General features: G+C 60.9%; 16 protein-coding genes and 3 pseudogenes. 13 read left to right on the top strand and 6 right to left on the bottom strand.

Translation table 11 applies throughout. The features are described 5' to 3' along the window. The first annotated feature begins 95 nt into the window (after positions 1-95). Together G7066_RS11800 and G7066_RS11795 are read left to right on the top strand one after the other, a co-directional pair. On the top strand, positions 96-1,748 hold the full coding sequence (locus tag G7066_RS11800; protein WP_166331294.1) for a sensor histidine kinase: 1,653 nt from the start codon (positions 96-98) through the stop codon (positions 1,746-1,748). Beyond that, the gene (locus G7066_RS11795; protein WP_166331292.1) at positions 1,748-2,470 is read left to right on the top strand and encodes a response regulator; all 723 of its coding nucleotides are present in this window, start codon (positions 1,748-1,750) and stop codon (positions 2,468-2,470) included. The genes G7066_RS11800 and G7066_RS11795 overlap by 1 nt, the downstream gene beginning before the upstream one ends. Before the next feature lie 66 nt (positions 2,471-2,536). Here G7066_RS11795 and G7066_RS11790 read toward each other — a convergent pair whose 3' ends face one another. Next, positions 2,537-2,740 (bottom strand): cold-shock protein, encoded by a 204-nt coding sequence (locus tag G7066_RS11790; protein WP_166290149.1) that lies wholly within the window; start codon positions 2,738-2,740, stop codon positions 2,537-2,539. Between the two features lie 346 nt (positions 2,741-3,086). On the opposite strand from G7066_RS11790, the gene G7066_RS11785 reads away from it, so the two are divergent. The 5 genes and pseudogenes from G7066_RS11785 to G7066_RS17975 all read left to right on the top strand — a co-directional run bounded on the left by G7066_RS11785 (position 3,087) and on the right by G7066_RS17975 (position 9,019). Further along, positions 3,087-3,956 carry an NUDIX hydrolase gene (locus G7066_RS11785; RefSeq protein WP_244302965.1) on the top strand — a complete coding sequence of 290 codons (870 nt, stop codon included), beginning with the start codon at positions 3,087-3,089 and terminating at the stop codon, positions 3,954-3,956. Continuing rightward, positions 3,953-5,268: pseudogene (gene nadA, locus G7066_RS11780) on the top strand (quinolinate synthase NadA). Before G7066_RS11785 ends, nadA begins: the two are co-directional and overlap by 4 nt. Then, a complete protein-coding gene (locus tag G7066_RS11775; protein ID WP_166331288.1) occupies positions 5,265-6,938 on the top strand; it encodes an L-aspartate oxidase in 1,674 nt (557 codons plus the stop codon). Before nadA ends, G7066_RS11775 begins: the two are co-directional and overlap by 4 nt. Further along, positions 6,932-7,778, top strand: a pseudogene (gene nadC / locus G7066_RS11770) (carboxylating nicotinate-nucleotide diphosphorylase). The gene G7066_RS11775 and the pseudogene nadC overlap by 7 nt, the downstream one beginning before the upstream one ends. A gap of 15 nt (positions 7,779-7,793) precedes the next feature. Next, positions 7,794-9,019: pseudogene (locus tag G7066_RS17975) on the top strand (cysteine desulfurase family protein). 12 nt (positions 9,020-9,031) lie between these two features. On the opposite strand, the gene G7066_RS11760 reads toward G7066_RS17975, so the two are convergent. The 3 genes from G7066_RS11760 to G7066_RS11750 all read right to left on the bottom strand — a co-directional run bounded on the left by G7066_RS11760 (position 9,032) and on the right by G7066_RS11750 (position 12,128). After that, a complete protein-coding gene (locus G7066_RS11760; protein WP_166331286.1) occupies positions 9,032-10,258 on the bottom strand; it encodes a DUF4192 family protein in 1,227 nt (408 codons plus the stop codon). A 107-nt stretch (positions 10,259-10,365) separates the two neighbouring features. Further along, positions 10,366-10,836 carry a Fe-S cluster assembly sulfur transfer protein SufU gene (sufU, locus tag G7066_RS11755; protein WP_166331284.1) on the bottom strand — a complete coding sequence of 157 codons (471 nt, stop codon included), beginning with the start codon at positions 10,834-10,836 and terminating at the stop codon, positions 10,366-10,368. Continuing rightward, positions 10,833-12,128 (bottom strand): aminotransferase class V-fold PLP-dependent enzyme, encoded by a 1,296-nt coding sequence (locus G7066_RS11750; protein ID WP_244302964.1) that lies wholly within the window; start codon positions 12,126-12,128, stop codon positions 10,833-10,835. The genes sufU and G7066_RS11750 overlap by 4 nt, the downstream gene beginning before the upstream one ends. Positions 12,129-12,183: 55 nt before the next feature. Between G7066_RS11750 and G7066_RS11745 the strand changes: the two genes are divergently transcribed. After that, the gene (locus G7066_RS11745) at positions 12,184-12,867 is read left to right on the top strand and encodes a trimeric intracellular cation channel family protein (protein ID WP_244302963.1); all 684 of its coding nucleotides are present in this window, start codon (positions 12,184-12,186) and stop codon (positions 12,865-12,867) included. Here the strand turns inward: G7066_RS11745 and G7066_RS11740 are convergent. Beyond that, positions 12,839-14,086, bottom strand: coding sequence for an MFS transporter (locus G7066_RS11740; protein WP_166331280.1), 1,248 nt, complete (start codon positions 14,084-14,086; stop codon positions 12,839-12,841). The genes G7066_RS11745 and G7066_RS11740 overlap by 29 nt on opposite strands. A gap of 24 nt (positions 14,087-14,110) precedes the next feature. Further along, positions 14,111-15,196, bottom strand: coding sequence for a DsbA family protein (locus tag G7066_RS11735; protein WP_166331278.1), 1,086 nt, complete (start codon positions 15,194-15,196; stop codon positions 14,111-14,113). A 68-nt stretch (positions 15,197-15,264) separates the two neighbouring features. Between G7066_RS11735 and rsmI the strand changes: the two genes are divergently transcribed. The 5 genes from rsmI to G7066_RS11710 all read left to right on the top strand — a co-directional run bounded on the left by rsmI (position 15,265) and on the right by G7066_RS11710 (position 20,397). Continuing rightward, positions 15,265-16,086 (top strand): 16S rRNA (cytidine(1402)-2'-O)-methyltransferase, encoded by an 822-nt coding sequence (gene rsmI / locus G7066_RS11730; protein ID WP_166331276.1) that lies wholly within the window; start codon positions 15,265-15,267, stop codon positions 16,084-16,086. A 37-nt stretch (positions 16,087-16,123) separates the two neighbouring features. Further along, entirely contained in the window at positions 16,124-16,633 is a 510-nt protein-coding gene (locus G7066_RS11725) for a hypothetical protein (protein WP_244302962.1), read from the top strand. A gap of 126 nt (positions 16,634-16,759) precedes the next feature. Next, entirely contained in the window at positions 16,760-17,716 is a 957-nt protein-coding gene (locus tag G7066_RS11720) for an FKBP-type peptidyl-prolyl cis-trans isomerase (protein WP_166331274.1), read from the top strand. 88 nt (positions 17,717-17,804) lie between these two features. After that, positions 17,805-18,893 carry a 1-deoxy-D-xylulose-5-phosphate reductoisomerase gene (dxr, locus tag G7066_RS11715; RefSeq protein WP_166331272.1) on the top strand — a complete coding sequence of 363 codons (1,089 nt, stop codon included), beginning with the start codon at positions 17,805-17,807 and terminating at the stop codon, positions 18,891-18,893. Positions 18,894-18,933: 40 nt separating this feature from the next. Next, the gene (locus G7066_RS11710) at positions 18,934-20,397 is read left to right on the top strand and encodes a M50 family metallopeptidase (RefSeq protein ID WP_244302961.1); all 1,464 of its coding nucleotides are present in this window, start codon (positions 18,934-18,936) and stop codon (positions 20,395-20,397) included. Positions 20,398-20,534 lie beyond the last annotated feature (137 nt).

Genomic DNA, 20,534 nt, shown 5'->3' with positions numbered 1-20,534 from the left:
TCATAGTGTTCGCAACGGGTGTGAGCTAGTTGAAGTCGTGGTGACAATGACAGAATGAAGCAATGCGGGAATGGAGTGTTGCCACACGCTTTTTTATGGGACTTTTATCGTTGACCCTCTTGGCTGTTGTGGCGCTCACCCTCGCGCTGTATTTGGATGCGACCCGGCAAGCCGTGAGCGTCGCACAAGAGCGCACCGCTTCACTCTCGGCTGCGCTCGCGATTGATCCCTTTGTTATTGATGCGGTGCAAACCTCACACCCTACGGAACTGCTGCAACCCTTCGCAGAGGCTGTCATGTCGAAGAGCAGCGTCGATTTTGTGACGTTCATGGACACCGATCGCACCCGCTATACGCATCGCTACACCTCGGAGATTGGCGGCAAGTTTGCGGGCCCCATTGACGAGGCCCTCAAACACGGCACTGTGAACCAAACGAACAACGGTCCCCTCGGTGTGACGATCCGGGGTATTACGCCCATCCACGGCTCAGACGGCAGTGTCGTTGCACTTGTTTCGACCGGGGTAACGGTCGAACACAGCAACCTATTGCTGCTGCAACGGATCCCGCTCATTATTGCGATCGCGGGTACGATGCTCACTGTCGGGGCCATTATGGCGTTTGGGATCCGCCGGTATCTTCGCCGCGTGACCTTTGGTCGCGGACCAGAGCAGATCGGTCAGATGTACGCCTTCTACGATGCTGTGTTGCACACGGTCGATGACGGCATGCTCTTGCTCGGGCGTAATGGGGAACTCGTGCTGTACAACGACCGGGCACGCGAGCTACTGGGGTCGGCACTGCGTGTCTCTGTTGTGCCGGGCAACGTGCGATCGCGCAAGCGCGTGCCTGTCGGAGAACTGCCACACGAACTCACCGAGATGCTCGCGAGCGGGAATGTGGTCGAAGACGAGATCGTGACAGTGGGGGATCGGGTGCTGCTGGTGAGTCACCGACCGGTGGTAAGTGACGAAGCTACAGGGGGATCGGTCGGCTCGCTCGGCACGCTGGTTGTGTTGCGAGACCGCACAGAACTGTTGAAGCTCACCTCTGATCTGGACTCGCTGCAGACGATGTCGAACGCGCTTCGTTCGCAAACGCATGAGCACGCCAATCGGATTCACACGATGGTGACGCTGGTTGAACTCGGGCGGGGCGACGAGGCTATTCGGTTCGCTGCTGAGGATGTGAAGGTGGATCAGGAACTCACCGATCAGGTGTTGCAATCCATCGATGAGCCCGTGCTTGCCGCGTTGTTGGTTGGCAAGAGTGCTCAGGCTTCGGAGAGTGGCATCGAGTTCAGCATCGTTGCGGATGGTCACATCTCTGCAGGAATGATCGACGTGCAAGATGCCGTGACGATCATTGGTAACCTCATTGACAACGCCATGGAGGCGGCTGGTGATCAAGAATCGGCTGAGCGACGCTGGGTAGAGGTCGAACTCCTGGCCGTGCCAGGAGAGTTTGTGGTGAGGGTTACTGACGGTGGTGCCGGACTTGGCGGAGTTGCGCCCGAACAGGTGCTGCGACGGGGTTACACCAAAAAGGGTGACGGGGTCGGGGGAACAGCCGTGCGGGGCGTTGGGCTCGCGCTTGTGCACCAAGCAGTACGCCGACGCGGCGGAACCCTGCGGTTGGAGGACGGGGTGGCGGCGGATGAAGGCGCAAGGTTCACTGTTGTACTGCCAACCGTTTCCGCTGATCCTGACGGGTGCACAACGAGTAGCGAGCGAAAGGATCAACGCTGATGCGAACACTGCGCGTACTGATTGTTGAAGACGAAGCAATGACCGCCGAGGCTCATGCTGCGTATGTCGGGCGTCTTGAAGGATTTGAGGTTGCAGGTATCGCGGGCTCTGGCGCGGAAGCTCTCCGGGTGCTCGCCCCCGGTGCTGGCGCCAACGTAGACGTGGTGATGCTCGACATGAATCTGCCTGACTTTAATGGCATGGAACTTGCGCGCCGCATTCGGGCCGCTTCGCTTCGCGTCGACCTCATTGCCGTTACGGCGGTACGTGAACTCGAAACTGTACGCGAGGCAATTTCGTTTGGTGTGGTGCAGTACATTTTGAAGCCGTTTACCTTTGTGATGTTCGCCGACAAACTCGGGCGCTACAGGCGTTTCGCTAATGACCTCAGTGGTGATTCGATAGATACAGGATCGCAACAGTCGGTGCTGCAGGGGGATATTGACGCGGCGCTGTCTGGGCTTCGCGGCGATTCTGCACAAGAATTACCCAAGGGGCTATCGGAGGACACTCTCGGAGCTGTGGTTGGCTACCTGCAGTCTTTGGACATGGCTGTCTCTGCGGGTGAACTCACCGAGGTGCTCGGGATCTCGCGCATCACGGCTCGACGCTACCTCGAGTACCTCACTAGCACGCGCCAGGTGTCGCGAGAGCCGCGCTATGGCACTCCAGGTCGCCCTGAGCTTGAGTATCGGTGGACGCCGGTGGCGCTGCGGCAATGAAAACAAAGAAGGGGTGGGGCCGAAGCCCCACCCTTCTTACGTCTGCGACGCTAGATCTTACAAGATTTAGAGAGCGCGGATGTTGGTTGCCTGCAGGCCCTTCTGGCCCTGCTCGACATCAAATTCTACGCGCTGCTCTTCGAACAGGTCGCGGCGGCCGTTGCCAGCGATCGCGCTGAAGTGCGCGAAAACGTCGGCTGAGCCATCATCGGGGGCGATGAATCCAAAGCCCTTTTCGGAGTTGAACCATTTCACAGTGCCAGTGGCCATCTGTATTTCCTTCGTGTTGCTGACCGCGATGCGGTCTTTGTGTGCCACGGCGACGGTGCCGACGTGGAGACTGGTAGCGTGCTGCGCAATGGCAACAAATAAAACGTGCTTTGGTTTCCCAACGTTCGGCATTACTGGTCTTACAGCCTGAGCCTACCCTATGCCGGAGTGACGTAACAGGATCGTGACCTTCTTGTGTCATTTGGGGGCAACAATTTGTTCGAGATTCTTTTGTTATCCCAGGTTGACAGCCCACAAAGTAGGCGTATGCTGACTTATGGTCAGGTTGACTATAAGCCAAAATTCATTTGAGCGAGGGGGTGCCGTGCAATATGAGAGTGCAAGTGTGAGCGAGCGTCGCACGCTGCCGCCCGCCGTTGCGGTCTCAACGGTTGCCTTTGCGCTTGCCCCACCGAAAGATGCCACCCTCGACTCATCCACGTCCGAGGGGCTGGATCCGACCGCACTGTGGATTCCGCTTGTTCGGCGTACTCGTGCCCCTTTCCGTGACATGTGGGCGTTGCCAGGCGGACCGACGCGCTGGGATGAAACCCTGGCCGACACCGCGCTGCGCACTCTCCATGATGCGGTACTGAGGGCGCCCGGGTATCTTGAGCAGCTCTACTCGTTCGGCGGTGTAGAACGATCAGCTCAGGCGCAAAGGTTGGTGACTATCGCTTACTGGGCGCTGTACGGCGAGGGGGATCTCGCCGCTGATCCTGCCGCCACGCCGCAGCCAGAACACAGCCGTTCACAAAGGGGACGCTGGGATGACCCCAACGGTGTCACAGCGCTGCACTCCGACCAGAGCCGAGATGAACCGGACTCGAACGTCGCCTGGTTCTCTGCTGACCGGCTGCCGGAGCTGGCCTTTGATCACGGTGACATCGTCGCCTACGCGCTTTCGAGGCTGCGGTCCAAAACCGAATACTCTGCGGTCGCACACCGCTTTCTTGGGCGAACGTTTACTCTTGCACAACTGCGCCAAGTCCACGAGGCAGTGCGCGGGCAGGCTGTTGATCCCGCAAACTTTCGACGACAGGCGCTCGCGCAGGGCTACCTCGTTGACACGGGTGAGCGCGAAACTGGCACCCATTACCGACCGGCCCGACTGTACCGATTTGCGGCCGAAGCTGCCCCCTCAGAGAACACACCAGAACAGCAACATCCGCAGCAAACATCCCCACACCAAACACCCCCGAGGAGCAGGCCATGACGAGCGTGCACGAACTCATTCGCCTTGCAGCCCAGCAAGAAGAAACGAGACGCAACACTGCGTCTCGAAAACCGATTGCGCTGCGAGCGACCGGATCCTCCAGCTGCGATTCGGGCCTGGTGCGGGATCCCTGGGCGATTGACCGCGTGCCAGGTTACGGGCCTGGAGCGTCACTTGGCGACACGATTCCCGGAAGCGCACCGCGGCAGGGGGCACTGCCAGAGAAATACACGAGCGCTTCAGATGACGAACTTCGGCAGTGGATTATCTCGGCAAAGGAGGCGTTGGGAGATCGCGTGCGGATCCTGGGCCACTTCTACCAACGTGACGAAATTATTGAACACGCCGACTTCGTGGGTGACTCGTTTATGCTCGCGCAGGCCGCGAAGGACCACCCCGAGGCAGAAGCGTTTGTGTTTTGCGGGGTGCACTTTATGGCTGAGACCGCAGACATTCTTTCGGGCCCCGAACAGGCGGTGATCCTGCCCAACCTCGCGGCGGGTTGCTCAATGGCAGACATGGCCACGATCGACCAGGTTGAGGACTGCTGGCGCGACCTACTGGTGGCGCTCGACGAACCCGCTCGGGAAGACGGATTACAACCGGTGATTCCGGTGACCTACATGAACTCGTCGGCCGCGATCAAGGCATTTTGCGGACGAAACGGCGGCATCGTATGCACCTCCTCGAACGCTCGCACGGTGCTCGAGTGGGCTTTCGGGCGGGGGCAGCGTGTCGTGTTTTTTCCGGATCAGCATCTTGGGCGAAACACCGCAAAGGAGATGGGTGTCTCAGAAGACCGCATGCCACTCTGGCGCCCTCACCTTGCCCTGGGTGGTAACACGGCGGAGCAACTGCGCGACGCCCGCGTTATTCTGTGGAACGGGTTCTGTTCAGTTCACAAGCGATTTACTGTGGCGCAGATCGAAAAGGCACGTGCCGAGTACCCCGGTGTGCGTGTCATCGTGCACCCCGAATGCCCAGCTGCCGTCGTTGAAGCAGCGGACGGCGCGGGGTCGACCGAGTACATTCGCAAGCAGATAGAGGCGGCCTCTCCGGGAGACGTGATCGCTGTGGGAACCGAAATTAACCTCGTGAATCGATTGCAACAGCAGTACCCGGAACTCACCGTCTTTTGCCTTGATCCCGTTGTTTGCCCTGCTCAACGATGTACCGGATCCACCCCGCCTACCTTGCCTGGACACTCGAGGGGTTGCTCGCCGGAGAACAACCGAACCGGGTCTCCGTTTCAGCCGGGGTTTCGCACGATTCACGGGTCGCCCTCGAGCGGATGCTCGCGGCCCGACCGTGATACTGGTGCTGGGGTCGGGCGTAGCGGGGGTTTCCTGCGCGCTTGCGGCCGTGCGTGCTGGAGTGCAGGTGACACTCGCTACGCCGGGCAGGATACTGGGGGAGCCAGGGGCTTTAGCGCGCGAGTTTGCCGGTGGTAACACCGCGCTGGCGCAGGGTGGGATCGCCGCCGCCATCGGTGCTGGCGACAGTGTTGCCGACCATGTGATCGACACGATTGCTGCTGGCGCGGGGCTCGTGGATCGGCAGGCTATTGAGGTGCTCACTCGTGAAGGTGTGGACGCCGTTCGCGCATTGCTGACTGAGGGGTTTGCAGCTGACCGTGAGGAGAACGGGTCGCCGCGGCTGGGGTTGGAAGGGGCGCACGGCTGTTCGCGAATTGTGCACGCTGGGGGTGACCGCACTGGCGCGATGCTGCACACATTCTTGACGTCGCAGCTGCTTACCGCGGTTGCGGGCGGCCAGATTGAGCTGCTTGAGGAACGCCGTGCTGTATCGCTTGTGGCACATGACGGTGTGGTTTCGGGGGCCGTGCTCGCGTCCGTTGGTGCGGGTGAGGATAGCGGATCTCTTGTGACGATCTCTGCCGACGCAGTGGTGTTGGCGACCGGTGGATATGCCGCACTATATCCCCGTACTTCGAACCACGCGGGGGCGCGGGGCGAGGGGATCGTGCTTGCGGCCCGCGCTGGGGCCGTCGTTGCCGATCTTGAGTTTGTGCAGTTTCACCCAACGGTTCTTGTCGGCACCGGAAGCCTCGTCTCCGAGGCGGTTCGTGGGGCGGGCGCTGTGCTGCTTGACGGTTCGGGGAAACGTTTTATGCGGGGGCTGCACCCGCTCGCGGAGCTTGCTCCTCGAGACGTGGTCTCGCGTGAGATACACCGTGTGCTGCAGCGTCGCGGCGACTCGGCTGTGTGGCTTGACGCGACGGGCATCGAGCGCGAGGGCGGTCCTGAAACGTTGTCTCAGCGATTCCCCGGGATATCGACTGCCGTAGCCGCGCAGGGGTTCGATTGGGCACACGAGCCGATCCCTGTTTCTCCGGCCGCGCACTACACAATGGGTGGTGTGCTGAGCGACCTTGACGGTCGCAGCAGCGTACCTGGGTTGTATGTGGTGGGTGAGGCTGCGTCAACTGGGGTACACGGTGCCAATCGTCTTGCTTCGAACTCGCTGCTTGAAGGGCTGGTGTTTGGAACCCGAGCTGGTCGTGCGGCGAGCCAGGCGAAGACTGATGCCTGGGAGCTGCGCGGTGATGGGGCGCGAACCTTGGTTGGTTCTGCACAGGTGACCATGCTGAACCTTCCACGCAGTGGTGACCTCACTTGCGGTCACCCAACGCGAGCGTACGAGCTGCAAGATCTGCCTCTGGGCTCCCCTGACTCTTGCATAATGACCGCTCTTGAGAACGGCCTCGGTATCGAGAGGGAGGCTGACGGCTTGGCAGAGGCAGCGAGACTGATTGCCCAACACGGTGGCCCCGAAGCCGAACTCGCCACAATGATCCACGCGGCGGCGAACGCACGCGCCGAGTCTCGAGGCGCGCATCAGCGCCGAGACTATCCTCGTTCAGACCCGGAGCAGGCAACTCGCCGAGCCTTCCGCTTTGTTTCACCACCTTCCCTGCACCCGACCGGTGCCCCCGAGCTGAGGAGCTTTTCATCGTGCTGACGCGTCACGCAATTGAATCCATCGTGAGCGTCGCGCTCGCAGAAGACGCCCCCTGGGGGATCTGACTACGGAGCTCGCGATTCCCGAGGACGCCCTGATCGACACACGTTTGGTTGCTCGGGAGCCCGGGGTGTTCGCGGGCGGCGCTTTGGTTGAGGAGTCGTTTCGGCAAGTTGACCCGCGTACCCGGGTGACGGCGCTCGCCGCCGAGGGTGCGGTGTTCGCGGCGGGTGACGTGCTCGCCAGGGTGGCAGGACCCGCGCGCGGTGTGCTCACGGGGGAGCGGGTGGCCCTCAACTTCTCACAGCGTATGAGTGGTATCGCCACCCTGACGGCCCAGTTTGTTGAGGCCGTGTCTGGCACACATGCTCATATCGCAGACACTCGGAAGACGACACCCGGCCTGCGCGCTCTTGAAAAGCATGCGGTGCGTGCCGGTGGTGGGACGAATCACCGCTTCGGTCTCTCGGACGCGATCATGGTCAAGGACAACCACCTGGTGGCGCTCGGGCCATTGATGCCGAGACGACTACCGCTGCGCTGCAGGGAATTCGTGAGCGGGCGGGCCACACGACGGCAATCATCGTTGAGGTGGACCGCCTCGACCAACTCGAACCGGTTCTCGCGGCAAACGTCACCGGTGTATTGCTCGATAACTTCTCTCTTTCTGAACTTGAGGTCGGTGTGGGCATGATCGCGGGTCGCGCCATTGCCGAGGCAAGCGGTGGCGTGACACTTGAAACGGTTGCTGCAATTGCTGCGACGGGGGTTGACGTGATTTCTGTTGGTCAGCTGACGCACGGCGCGCGTGCCCTCGATCTCGGTCTTGATGCTGGCTGACTGGAGGCACACGCAATGAGAGGACAACTAGCGCACTCTGCAGGGAGCGCAGGTCAGCAAGATGTGGTCGAGTCAGGCTACCTTGACACTGCGGCGACTGCGCCACTGCGTTCTGAAGCGCGCGCGGCCATGGTGGACGCGTTTGATGACGCCGTCAATGCCTCAAGCGTGCACTCGTCGGGTTTCCGTGCTCGCCAGATCGTTGACCGCGCTCGTTCTGAAATCGCACATGCCCTTGGTGCAAGAGCAGATGAGGTCATCTTCACATCGGGCGGAACAGAGGCAAACAACCTTGCTGTGATCGGGCTTACGCTTGCGAATCCAAGAGGACGGCACATCGTCACGACAGCAATCGAGCATCCTTCCGTGCTGGAGAGCTGTCGCTACCTGGAGCGGGTGTTTGGCTTCGAGCTTTCGTTGCTGCCGGTAGACGCAGTTGGGCGAGTTGACCCGGGGATGTTGCTGCGGCTCTGCGCCCAGATACGTCTCTGCTCTCCATTGGTCTCGCCAATGCGGAAATCGGTACGGTCCAAGCTGTTCAGGAGATTGCCGAGCACGCTCAAGGCCTCGGTGTTCCAGTACACACGGATGCCGTGCAAGCAGCCGCGTCCCTGCCCATGTCTTTTAGCCAGGTTGCTAACGCATGGCCGGGGCCCGCCGTCGATGCCATGACGGTTGCTTCTCACAAATTCGGTGGGCCTCAAGGGGTCGGCGCCCTGCTCGTGAGGAGGCACCTTCGGCTGGAGCCGATTCTGCACGGTGGCGGGCAAGAAGGTGGTGCTCGCTCGGGAACCGAGAATGTTGTCGGCATAGTCGGCTTTGCGGCCGCCGTAAGAGCTGGAAACAAAGATGTCGGTACCCGATCCCTTGCCCTCGCTGCTAGCCGGCATGAGTTGCTCGCCAGAGTGCTCGCCGATGTGCCTGGGGCCCGACTGACAGGAGATCCTGAGGAACGGTTGCCAGGCCACGCCTCGTTTGTTGTGCCTGGTGTGAGCGGAGAATCAATGCTCGTTGCGCTCGACGTAGCGGGTTTTGCAGTTTCTTCTGGCTCTGCGTGTGCAGCTGGGAAGGACGAGCCCTCGCCTGTGCTGCTTGCGCTCGGCATGGAACCGACTCTTGCCCAGACCGCAATCCGATTCACGCTTCCGAGCCCTCTGAGTAACCACGCGATCGAAAGGATCGTAGAGGTTTTGAGGGCGGAGGTTCTTGCCGCTCGCGGGGCAAGAACTCCTGGGCGGTGAAGGTCCCATTCCCTAGGCTGCATGGGCTGACCCGAGAAACCTCGTGTAGAGGGGCAACTCGCTCAGTCGTTGCACCATCAGAGTGAGTTCGTGTTTGGGGTCGATACAGAGCGCCTCTGCGATGTGCCTGCGCGAAACCGTCTGCGTGCCCGTGAGCCACCACACCCATGCGCTCAGCGCTAGAAGGCCTGGTCGATCCTGCCGGGGTGTTTCTGAGATGAGCGTGAGTAGCCGATCGCGGATGATGGAGAGTCGCTCTCGATCACTGAAATCTGGGCAAATGCTGCTCAGCATGCGTCGGATTGACCACCCAACCTGAGGTTCCACGGTTTCTTTTGCGTCGAGATCGATGGCAATGCCGGTGAACGACTCGGGAGACATGTCTTGCGCGAGTTCACACGGAAACTCTGGGCGGGTGAGAATACCAAGCGTGAGCAGTAGCCAACGATCAGGGGTATTGGCCGTGCGAATGAGTCGAGCTTTGAGCTTGGTGCTGAGCGGAGTGGTCTCATCTCTGAGGGCACGGGTCACCTCAGCGGTGTCATGGAACCAGGCGGGTAACGATGTAACGATGGTGGTGGGATCGTGCGCTGTCACCTGCGGCGGGGTGCTGGTTCCCTGCGTATATGCGGGAAATGGTGCGAGTGCCTCGAGGGCAGCCGCGACCTTCTCCAGCTGGGCGGGGCTAGCCTCGGGGATTGTGCCGAGTTCGGAAAGCCTGGGGTGATAAACACCACGCACCCTCGCTTCCAAAGTGATGGGGCTTTCTTCTATGGCGTTGAGTGAATGCCCCGCGCGAGGTGCAACGGGATCGCGATAGCTGGCCCAACCGTCTGGGGCGAGGCAGCACAGTTCACGCAAACGGATGCTGTCTCGCTCAAGATGTCGCTCTAGCCGTCGAGCAAACTTACGCCACGGTGTGCCCCCGGCGTCTACAAACGTCTGCTCGCAAGTGATCGCGATGCCGGGGGCAGCATCGGGGTTACCCGCTGCTCCCGCTTTGTGCAGCACAGAACTCAAGAAGTCCAGCAGCGAAGGGATGTCGTCTGCTTCTTCGCTCGTGGGAAGATCAATGCGAGCTGCACTACCCGAGCGTTTCCCAGAGAAGAACACAATGAAAATGCTGTTAGTCGCGGTGAACCCAGCAAGTTGTGGAAGCGCGGCAAGAAAATCTGCCGTGCTCTCACACTTCAAGATACGGGGAGTAACAGTGGCAGCGGTGGAAGTTGGATCGTTCATGAATCGATCATGCGCCGCGACAGGTCCTCGACCTGAGTTGTCCACAGCGACGAGACCGAAATGCTCAAATTTAGCCAAAAATGGCTAGCTGTGAGCGAAGTAGACCGTTACCCCTGTTGCGCCGCCACTTTCTTCAGGTCGGCTTCAAGAGCGACCCACCCGAGCATGGCGCACTTCACTCGCATCACAAACTTCGAGACGCCCTGCAGCGCAACGGCATCGCCGAGCAGATCTTCATCGGGCTCGACCTCACCACGGGCCTGGATCATCTCGCGAAAGGCATCGATCCGCAACTGTGCGTCGGAGAGTGTGAGCTGCTCATCTCGCACAAGCTGCGCGAGAATCGACGCGGATGCCATGGAGATCGAACAGCCCTGACCCTCCCAGGCCAGACCGGTAACGAGTCCCGAAGCCGGGTCGACGGCAATCGACAGATCAATCTCGTCACCACAACTTGGATTAAATTCGTGATGCGAAGCAGTCAGCTCATTGGAACCCGCGGCAAGCGCCCCCTTGCCTATGGGGCGCTTCGAATGATCGAGAATAACCTCTTGGTACAGTCCATCGAGCGCGCTCATGCCGCCACCTCCACGCTAAAGTACCGCTGGGCGCCGCGGAGCGCGTCGAGAAAACGATCAACCTCGTCCTCGGTGGTGGTCAGGTGCACACTCGCTCGTGTGCTTGATGTGATGCCGAGCGCGCGGTGTAGCGGTTGAGCGCAGTGGTGTCCGACTCTCACGAGCACTCCTTGTTCGTCCAAGAACTGCCCGACATCGTGGGCGTGCAGACCATCAACGGAGACGGCAGCGAGCGCCACGCGCTCAGCGGGATCCACCGGCCCAAGTAAACGCAAACCAGGGGTGGCGATGATCCCCTCAACCAGCCGCGTCACCAACTCGTGCTCGCGTGCGGCCGCGCGCCGCATTCCAACCTCCTCAGAGAACGCTACGGCTGCCCCGAGGCCGACAACCTGCGACACCGGTTGAGTTCCCGGCTCAAAGCGTAGCGGAGGAGGCATAAACTCCGCAGCCTCCATCGTGACACGGGTGATTGCGGATCCGCCGGTGCGCGATGGAGGCAGCGCTTCAAGAGCCTCTGGGCGCCCATAGAGCACGCCGATCCCGTTTGGTCCCAGCATTTTGTGGCCGGAGAACGCCGCGAAGTCGACACCGAGTGCTTCAAAATCGACGGGAATATGAGGTACGGACTGGCACGCATCAAGCACTGTGATGGCACCCACTTCACGGGCGATGGCCGCGAGTTCAGCAACGGGCGCGACAAAACCGGTCACGTTCGAGACGTGGGCAAACGCGAAGACACGCGTTCGTGAGTTGAGTGCCTCCCGTGCATCGTCGAGCGTCCAGGTGCCGTCCTCGCGCACTGGAATGTAGCGCAGTGAGGCACCGGTCTTCATCGCAAGACGCTGCCAGGGAATGAGGTTTGCGTGGTGCTCGGCCTCAGTGACGAGAATCTCGTCTCCCATTCCAAGTTGGTACCGCTCACTGCCGGCAACACCGAGTCCGGCATTTGCCTCGCCGATTCCGAGAGCCACGATGTTGAGGGCATCTGTCGCGTTCTCTGCCCACACAATCTGTTCGGGGGTGGAAGCGCCAACAAAAGCGGCAATGGCCGCGCGAGCGCCTTCAAACGCGGCCGTGGCCGCACCGACCGCTCCACTTGTGCCCCGATGTACGGCGGAGTTCGCGGTCTCAAGAAACACGCGCTCCGCATCAAGCACCGTACCCGGTCGTTGCGATGTCGCCGCAGCGTCAAGATAAGCGACGGTTCGCCCATCTTCGCGGGGCGGTGCATTGAAATAAGGAAAGGCCGCTCGTAGTTCGGCGACCTCAGCGGGGCTGAGCGAAGGCATAACTCCCATTCTTTCACCTGGCGGTGATACCGGGAAGTGTAACGGCCTGGGAATCGTGTCTATTCCGCGCGCTGGAAGCGACCCCAACCCGCTACACTCAAGCCCTGTGATGGCCTCGATCGTGTATGAAGTGTTGCAACTCGCCGGCATACTGGCCTTCGCTATCTCGGGAGCGCTGGTTGGTGTGCGGCGCCGACTCGATATTCTCGGGGTGGTGGTGGTCGGTGCCTCTACGGGTGTGGGCGGCGGGATTCTGCGCGACATGCTGCTTGGAGTGCACCCGCCGCTGTCGTTTTTGCACTGGCAGAACCTGACGGTCGCGATTGTTGGGTCGCTCGTGGTCTTTTACCTGCACCCGAGCGTCACGCGCATCCGTCACTTTGAGGTGGTGTTCGACGCCTTCGGGCTGGGACTGTTTTCGGCAAATGGTGCCGCGGTCGCTTACCTTTCGGGACAGAGCACACTCACCTCGATTCTCGTTGGTGTAATTACGGCAATCGGTGGCGGAGTGATTCGCGATGTGTTGGTCAACACGGTGCCTGGTGTGCTGACCAGGGAGCTCTACGCGGTCTCTGCTCTTCTAGGCGCGGGCACAGCAGTCGCCGTGCTGGCACTCGGAGGGGACGCAACACTCGCCTCACTGATCGGGGGAGCACTCGCCATCACGCTTCGCCTTACCTCGGTGGCGCGCGGGTGGCACCTGCCGAGACCTAAGATGAGTAGCGGCTCGACGGCGTAAGTAGCCAGTTTGCGGCCCCGGTGAGCGTCACAAGAACCGCGGCTCCCAGCGGCAACAGCATGGCGGTCGCAACGTCAACGTTCTCGGCGACGGCCCCCGTGATCGCCGCCGCGAGAGACTGGCCGAGCATGATGCCTGAGCCGAGCATCGTCATGACCGTTGCCGACCGCCCGATTGGACTGCGAGCAGCCCCGAAGCTGTAAAGTGTTACGAGCAGCGGGCCGATCCCGATCCCGGTGAGTGCCAGACTCATGAGCACCGTGCCGATGCTGTCTGCGGTGGCGAGCAGAGCCTCGCCCGCCAACAAAAAGAGCGCGAATCCCAACCAGCGGTGACGCAGCGTGAACTTAGGTGAAAATAGTGCGACGCAAAGAGCGAGGATCGCAGACCCGACCCCCATCACACCGTAGAGCAGGCCCGCTGACTCGGCTGAACCCCGCTCCTGCATAAACGCGGTGAGTGAGGTGAACGTCGATCCGAAGACCAGCCCAACCGCAAAGATGCCAAGCACCACCACGAGCAGCGTGGGACGCACGAGCTCTGACGCCGGCGCGAGCGTGGCCGCGCGTTCTGCCTTGGAACGGGCGGGGGCGCTTGTGTGGTGCAGCGCAAATGCCACCACAAACACGAGGGTGAGGATCGCGGCACCCGTCACCGGGGCCCACGCCCCAACAGTGGTTGCGAGCAACCCAACCACGACCGGGCCGAAGACAAAGACCATCTCGTCAGCGGCGGATTCGTAAGCGAGCACGGTCGAGATGGTGCGCGGGCGTCGCTCAGACGGTAACGCTGTCTGAATGATTGAGACTAAACGGGACCGCGACATGGGCGACGTCTGTGGGCCAGAGGCGCCGGTAACAAACGCCACCGCCATCATGACCCAGTCGGGTGAGTCGCTGTAAGTCACCCAGGCGAGCAGGCCGAGGGCCGCACTGTTCACAACCGCTGCGAGTAGCAGTGTCGGTCGCTGCCCAAAGCGATCTGCAGCCGCCCCAATGAGGGGGCCGATGAGCGCGGCGCCGATCCCCACGAGTGCCGAGCTAAGCCCAGCTAGCTCAACGGATCCGCGTACCGATACCACCAGTGTTAGGACACCGATGACCATCATCGCGAACGGCAACCGCGACACGAACGCGAGCGGAAAGTAACCGAGGCCCGTCTGCGCGAGAAGGGTGACGGGGGCGGGATCGCCGGGAGCGCTGGAATGGTTACGGGGCATAGCCGACCAAGCCTAGCAGCGTGCCTACTTCAGCGTGACGCCCTGATCCGTCAAGAACTTCTTGAAGGCCGCAGCATCTGTGATGCTGCCAGAGTAGGGGGTCCCGTTCACGACGGCAGTCGGTGTGCTGGAGACCATGAGCCTGGGGTCCTTCGCGTTTGGGACAGGGCTGTTGAGAAGCCATGCGCTCAGTCCCTGCGCGAACGGCACGTAGGTCTCTTCGGTGATGCAGGACTGCGTCGTGTCGCTGAGACCACCTGTTGCCTTGTTTAGCATTGAAATGAGCTGTTTGTTATCGGGGCCGGTGGTGCCCTCTTCTGGCTGATTGTTGGGATCGAGCAGGGCGGTGTGTGTCTTCCAAGCGAGTTCCGGCTGCGAATCTACAACGCAGGCAAGGGCAGCCGAAGCTCGCGAGGAGTAGTAGCTGCCCTGCGAAGCGCCGTCAAGGAACGTTAGCGGGCGCAGCTCAAGGCTTGTATCGCCGCCTGCGAGTGCCGATTCGATGGTGTCGAGGTTGGTCGCTTCGAACGCCCCACACGCCGGGCACATGTAGTCGACATAGAGCTGGATCTGGTTCTTCGGAGCAGCGCTTCCTCCGGTCAGGCTGGTGTCGGGAGCAGCGCCGTTTGCAGGTGCCGCAGAGGTCGCCACTTCGCCTCCACCGGCTGAGCCGCCGAGAAACAGAACACCACCGCTTGCCATGTTAGATGGCCACTTCGCCTCGATTCCCTGAGATGGTGTTGAGTTGTTTGAGCTGCCTGCCTCCTGGTTGACGGGGGCCGCGATGGTTCCTCCCATAACAAGAGTTCCGACAACAACCGCCGACAAAAGCGATAGGACACCGGAGCCGAGACCAACGATGCTTGGTGCGATAGGGCGCTGCTTGAGAATGAGCGCCGTGATCCCGAGCCCGATCGCAATGATTGCGAGTCCGATCCCTACGAATACAAACATGGCGCCATAAAACACCCCCACCACTGTGGTCAGCAGTGAAAGCAGCCCGGCGGCCATCGCCGCGATCGCGAAACCACGACCGTTGCTGTTGTTCGGCACCGTGGCGTACGGGTGCGGCGGAGGGGTGGACACTGTGGGCATCTCGGGGGTGCTCATAACAAGACATTGTGTCAGGGTGACCACACTGGCACCTGGCAACTCCCGGCTGCGCGTACCATTGGAGTATGCTTCTGCTCGCAGCGACCCCAATCGGAAACTTGGGGGACGCCTCATTTCGCCTCCGTGAAACGCTGGCCGAGGCCACTGTCATAGCGGCCGAAGACACCCGCCACACGATTCAACTGATGCGGCTGCTCGGCATCGAGAACCGCCCCGAACTCATCGCCCTGCACGATCACAACGAACACGAGCGTGCGGCGACCCTCGTGGATCGCGCGGCAAACGAAGATATCGTGCTTGTGAGCGACGCGGGCATGCCGACCGTGTCGGATCCCGGATTTCGTGTGGTACAGCTGGCCGCAGAGCGCGGAGTTGAGGTCACCGTGATTCCCGGGCCTAGCGCCGTGGTGACCGCTCTCGCGGTGGCCGGACTGCCGACGGATCGCTTTACTTTCGAGGGGTTCTTGCCTCGCAAAACTGGAGAGCGTTCCCGGGCCCTACGCGACCTCGCCGCAGAGCGGCGCACTCTTGTCTTCTTTGAAGCCCCTGTCAGGCTTGCTGCGAGCTTGAGCGACCTCGCAACCGCATTCGGTGAGGATCGGCCTGCCGCGGTCTGTCGTGAGCTCACCAAAATGCACGAAGAGGTTCGGCGCGGCTCGCTCGGTGAGCTCGCTGCTTGGGCGAGTGAGGGAGTGCGCGGCGAGATCGTGCTTGTGGTTGGCGGCGCGCCCGAGACCGTGGTCTCTCCCGATGACGCACTCACAGAAGTGCAGCGGCTCGTCGCTGCGGGTCAGCGACTCAAAGACGCCGCACGAGCGGTCTCTGAGGCGACGGGACTGTCGTCACGTGAGTTGTACGCTGCTGCCCTCGCTGCTCGTGGCGCCTGAGCCGGCATAAAATACTGTTGAAGCAAGGAGTACTGGCGTGAACCGTTCAGCGACAACCCCCAACGCAGAACTGACACGGACACTGATCAAGGTTGAGCTCTGGCGCATTGCCCTGCCGGTGCTTTGGTTCGGCATGATCGCGGCCATCTCGTTCATCGAAGCCCCGCTGAAATTTCAAGCACCCGGCATCACGATTCCGCTGGGGCTCGGGATCGGCCGCCTCGTGTTTGCGACCCTCAACATCGTGGAGGGAGTTATCCTGCTGGCGCTCACCCTGCTCTCGTTCTGGCCCGAGAGTGCCCGTATCGCGGGGTCGCGACTGCTCGTCTGGTTCGGCGTAGTGTGTGTGTTCGCGGCCAAGGTTGCGTTTGTGCGCCCGCCCCTGAACACTCGTACTGACGAGGTGCTCGCCGGAGCCGCGCCGGGTCAGTCTCCGTGGCACTACATCTATATTGTGTGCGACGCCGCGACGATGGTGCTCGTGTTGGTGCTAGCGGTGATGGCCGCGAGGTCAATTCTTCGGGCCAGCGTTTCGTCCCACAAGTAGCCTCCTGCTGCGCGGGCCACGGAGTTCAGCACGCATCCAGCCTGTCCTCAGGCAAAAGATAAGCAAATGCGAGACACTTAGAGACGACCTGCGCGTTTTGCGCACGCTATCTACGTTAGGACTCCCGTGAAGCGCACGCGCACACTGATCCCCGTCGCACTTGTCGCAGCTCTGCTTATGAGCGGCTGCGCGGCTGGAGGCGGCACCACCAAAGACGCTAACGGCAAGGAATGTCTGCCGAGCGGTGAAGCCAGCAACTCTGTCAAGGTTTCGGGCAAGGTCGGCCAAGACCTGAAGCTCACCTCTAAGACGCCGGTGAAGGCCAAAGAGAGCCAGCGCACCGTCATGGAAGAGGGCAAAGGTGATCTGCCGAAGGCGACCGACTCGATCAATGTTGCTATGACCATCTTCAGTGGTGTTGACGGCAAGGTTATTCAGCAGGCCCCCGAGAGCGCAGTTCCGGTCGCGAAAGATGGTCTGAGTGAGTGGGCCTACGATGCGTTCCGGTGCGCTATTCCCGGGCAGGAAATCTCTTTTGTGACTCCGGTCAAGGAGGTAACTGGTGGCCAGGATCCCGCAAACGCTGGCCTTGAAGGCGTTAAGAACACAGACTCTCTCGTCATGGTCATGAAGTTTGGCAAGATCGCTAAGGCTGAGAGCACGGAGAAGACTGCCGAGACCTGCGATGAGCTGAAGCCGCGCGACAAGAAGTACCCCGAGGTCGATCTGGGCGACGGCAAGTCCGAGCCCACGATCAAGATTCCTAAGTGCATCGAGCCTCCGAAAGATCTTGAGATCAAGGTTTTGAAAGAGGGCAAGGGTGCCAAGATCAAAGAGGGTGACAAAGTCATGACCAACTACGTTGGTGTCGATTGGAACGGTGCAGTGCGCTTTGACGGCAACTGGACCGCAACCGGAATCGAGTTTGACACCACCAAGGGAGCGCTCATTGAGGGCTTCACCGCTGCGATGGTCGGGCAGAAGATCGGTTCTATCGTTCAGGTGACTGTGCCGCCTGAGCAGGGGTACAAGGACGGCATGACCCGCACCTTCGTTCTGGAGCTTGTCTCCGAAGCGAAGTAATACAGCTGGTTGATTGAGTGCCCGGGAGTGAAAACTCCCGGGCACTTTTTGATGCTGCTGCCGCGCAGAAGCCTGACAGAATGGAATCATGAAGCGTGTTGTGATTCTGGGGTCCACCGGTTCGATTGGCGAGCAGGCTCTCAATGTGATTCGCAAGAACCCTTCGAAGTTTCAAGTTGTGGGGCTCGTCGCCGGAAGCCAAGCTGACCGGGTACGGCAGCAAGCCGAAGAGTTTAATGTTGAGCACACGGCACTTGGAGCTGTTGAGGCCGAGGCTCTGATCCGCGATGTGCCCGCCGATGTTGTGCTGAACGGCATCACCGGGTCGATTGGTCTCGGACCCACAATCGCCGCGCTCAAAGCTGGGCGAACCCTGGCCCTTGCAAACAAAGAATCGCTGATCGTTGGCGGTGAGCTCGTCACCGGTCTCGCTGCTCCCGGACAGATTGTGGCGGTTGACTCCGAGCACTCAGCGATCGCGCAGGCGCTGCGGTCCGGCCAGAACGACGAGGTACGTAGGCTTGTGCTAACTGCATCGGGCGGGCCGTTTCGTGGGCGATCCCGAGACTCGCTGCGAGAAGTGACCCCCGCTGAGGCGCTGAATCACCCCACCTGGAACATGGGACGGGTGGTCACAACGAACTCGGCGACCCTCATCAATAAGGGGCTGGAGGTGATCGAAGCGCACTTGCTATTCGGAGTGTCGTACTCGAGCATCGACGTGGTGGTCCACCCGCAGTCCATCGTGCACTCGATGGTTGAATTTATTGACGGATCCACGATCCTGCAGGCTTCCCGCCCCGACATGCGACTTCCCATTGCCCTCGGGCTGAGCTGGCCTGAGCGAATCGCTGGGGCCGTTGAACCGCTCGACTGGATGACTGCGGCCACCTGGCAATTTACGCCGTTAGACTCTGATGCGTTTCCAGCGGTGGAACTGGCAAAGACCGTCGGGCGTGCTCGGAAGACTTACCCCGCGGTGTACAACGCCGCGAACGAGGAAGCCGTCGATGCTTTTCATGAGGGACGCATCGGTTTTCTCGACATCGTTGACACCGTGCAAGACGTGCTGGAGTTGCACACCGCTCCCGAATCGCTCACCCTTGAGAGCCTGCTTGAAGCCGAACGCTGGGCCCGCGAAGCGGCTCAGAAAGTGATTGCAGCACGAACACGCTAGACCACTGCAACCACACAGCAGCAGGGGCTAATCTTAAACAGTGATTGAAGTGCTGCTCTATGTGTTCGGGATCCTGATCATTGTGATCGGACTCGCCGTTTCGATCGCCCTGCACGAGATCGGACACCTAGTGCCGGCCAAACTCTTCGGAGTGAAGGTCACGCAGTACATGGTTGGTTTTGGCAAGACCCTGTGGTCTAAGCGCAAGGGCGAAACCGAGTACGGGGTCAAGCTGATCCCGCTCGGCGGTTACGTTGCCATGACCGGCATGTACCCGCCCAAAAAGCCCGGAGAGGCCGCGCGCGCCTCGACTACGGGGTTCTTAAACTCCGTAGTGCAGGAAGGGTCACCCCGTACTCGCGGGTCGGTCGAGCACGCCGACATCGTGTCTGAACTCGAGCGCATCGGTGACGTCGAGCCGACCGAACTGCGTCACGGACTCGCTGGCATGGTCGACGACGCGCGCGAGGCAAGCGCGGAGACCATTGCGGAGGGCGAGGATCACCGCACGTTCTATCGGCTTCCGGTGTGGAAGAAGATTGTTGTGATGCTCGGTGGACCGGTCATGAACCTGATCCTTGCGTTTGTGTTCTTCGGCATCGTGCTCGTTGGCTTTGGGGTGCCTCAAAACAGCACCACGCTCGGCTCAATTAACGAGTGCCTCGTGCCCGCATCGAGCAGTGCCACCAAGTGTGACAGCGGTGATCCCGCAGCACCCGCGGCCGAGGCCGGTCTGCTGCCCGGGGACAAACTGATTTCGGTGGATGGTGCACCTGTAGAGAACTGGGACGCGTTCCGCACGCTTGTGAGTGAGTCGCCTGGCAAACACCTCGCGGTGAAGATCGAGCGCAAGAACGACCAGGGCGAAGCCTTTCAGATGGAGCTTGAACTCACTCCTGTCGCGAACGAGCGTCAGGCCACTGATGCCGGCGGTCAAGCCAAGGTCGACGCCACCGGCAAACCCGTCTACGAAACCGTTGGCATGATTGGGGCGACTCCTGCCTCTGAGATGGTGCCGCAGTCCGTCGCCGACGTACCGCCATTTGTTGGTGACAACGTTTCTCGAGTCGCGGGCATGGTGCTGCACCTGCCTGAGCGCATGGTCGACATTTGGAACGCGGCATTTGGCAGTGAGGCGCGTGATCCTAACGGGCCCATGAGTGTGGTGGGTGTTGGGCGACTTGCTGGCGAGATTGTGAGCGTTGATGATGCGCCTGTTGCCGCACGCGCGCAGGTCATGTTTAGTCTGCTGGGATCGCTGAACGTTGCACTGTTTGTGTTCAACCTGATTCCACTGATGCCGCTCGACGGTGGTCACATCGCTGGTGCGCTCTACGAGGGGCTCAAGCGCGGCATCGCGCGGTTGCGCCGCAAGCCCGACCCTGGTCCCATCGACACAGCCAAGATGGTGCCGATCACCTTCGCGGTGGTTGTGGTCGGAGGATTTATGACGCTGCTGCTTGTGTATGCAGACTTGGTGAAGCCGGTGTCGTTCTTCGGGTAGATTCGGCTGCTTTCTCCAATGCGGCTATTGGGGCAGCACGGTGACATCAGGGCCGAGGATCGTGGACGATGCTTCGACCTGCTGAGCCACTGAAACCCGAAGGTCGTGCGGGCGAGTAAGTCGTCGGCCGCAGCCAG

The sequence above is a fragment of the Leucobacter coleopterorum genome, from assembly GCF_011382985.1.
Taxonomy (GTDB): domain Bacteria; phylum Actinomycetota; class Actinomycetes; order Actinomycetales; family Microbacteriaceae; genus Leucobacter; species Leucobacter coleopterorum.
Note: the sequence above shows the minus strand (reverse complement) of the source record. Positions and strands in the feature narration are given on the sequence as shown.

Coding starts and splice junctions, on each gene's coding strand:
- G7066_RS11800 (WP_166331294.1), top strand. CDS start 96: ATGGGACTTTTATCGTTGACCCTCTTGGCTGTTGTGGCGCTCACCCTC.
- G7066_RS11795 (WP_166331292.1), top strand. CDS start 1,748: ATGCGAACACTGCGCGTACTGATTGTTGAAGACGAAGCAATGACCGCC.
- G7066_RS11790 (WP_166290149.1), bottom strand. CDS start 2,740: ATGGCCACTGGCACTGTGAAATGGTTCAACTCCGAAAAGGGCTTTGGA.
- G7066_RS11760 (WP_166331286.1), bottom strand. CDS start 10,258: ATGAACGATCCAACTTCCACCGCTGCCACTGTTACTCCCCGTATCTTG.
- sufU (WP_166331284.1), bottom strand. CDS start 10,836: ATGAGCGCGCTCGATGGACTGTACCAAGAGGTTATTCTCGATCATTCG.
- G7066_RS11750 (WP_244302964.1), bottom strand. CDS start 12,128: ATGCCTTCGCTCAGCCCCGCTGAGGTCGCCGAACTACGAGCGGCCTTT.
- G7066_RS11740 (WP_166331280.1), bottom strand. CDS start 14,086: ATGCCCCGTAACCATTCCAGCGCTCCCGGCGATCCCGCCCCCGTCACC.
- G7066_RS11735 (WP_166331278.1), bottom strand. CDS start 15,196: ATGAGCACCCCCGAGATGCCCACAGTGTCCACCCCTCCGCCGCACCCG.
- rsmI (WP_166331276.1), top strand. CDS start 15,265: ATGCTTCTGCTCGCAGCGACCCCAATCGGAAACTTGGGGGACGCCTCA.
- dxr (WP_166331272.1), top strand. CDS start 17,805: ATGAAGCGTGTTGTGATTCTGGGGTCCACCGGTTCGATTGGCGAGCAG.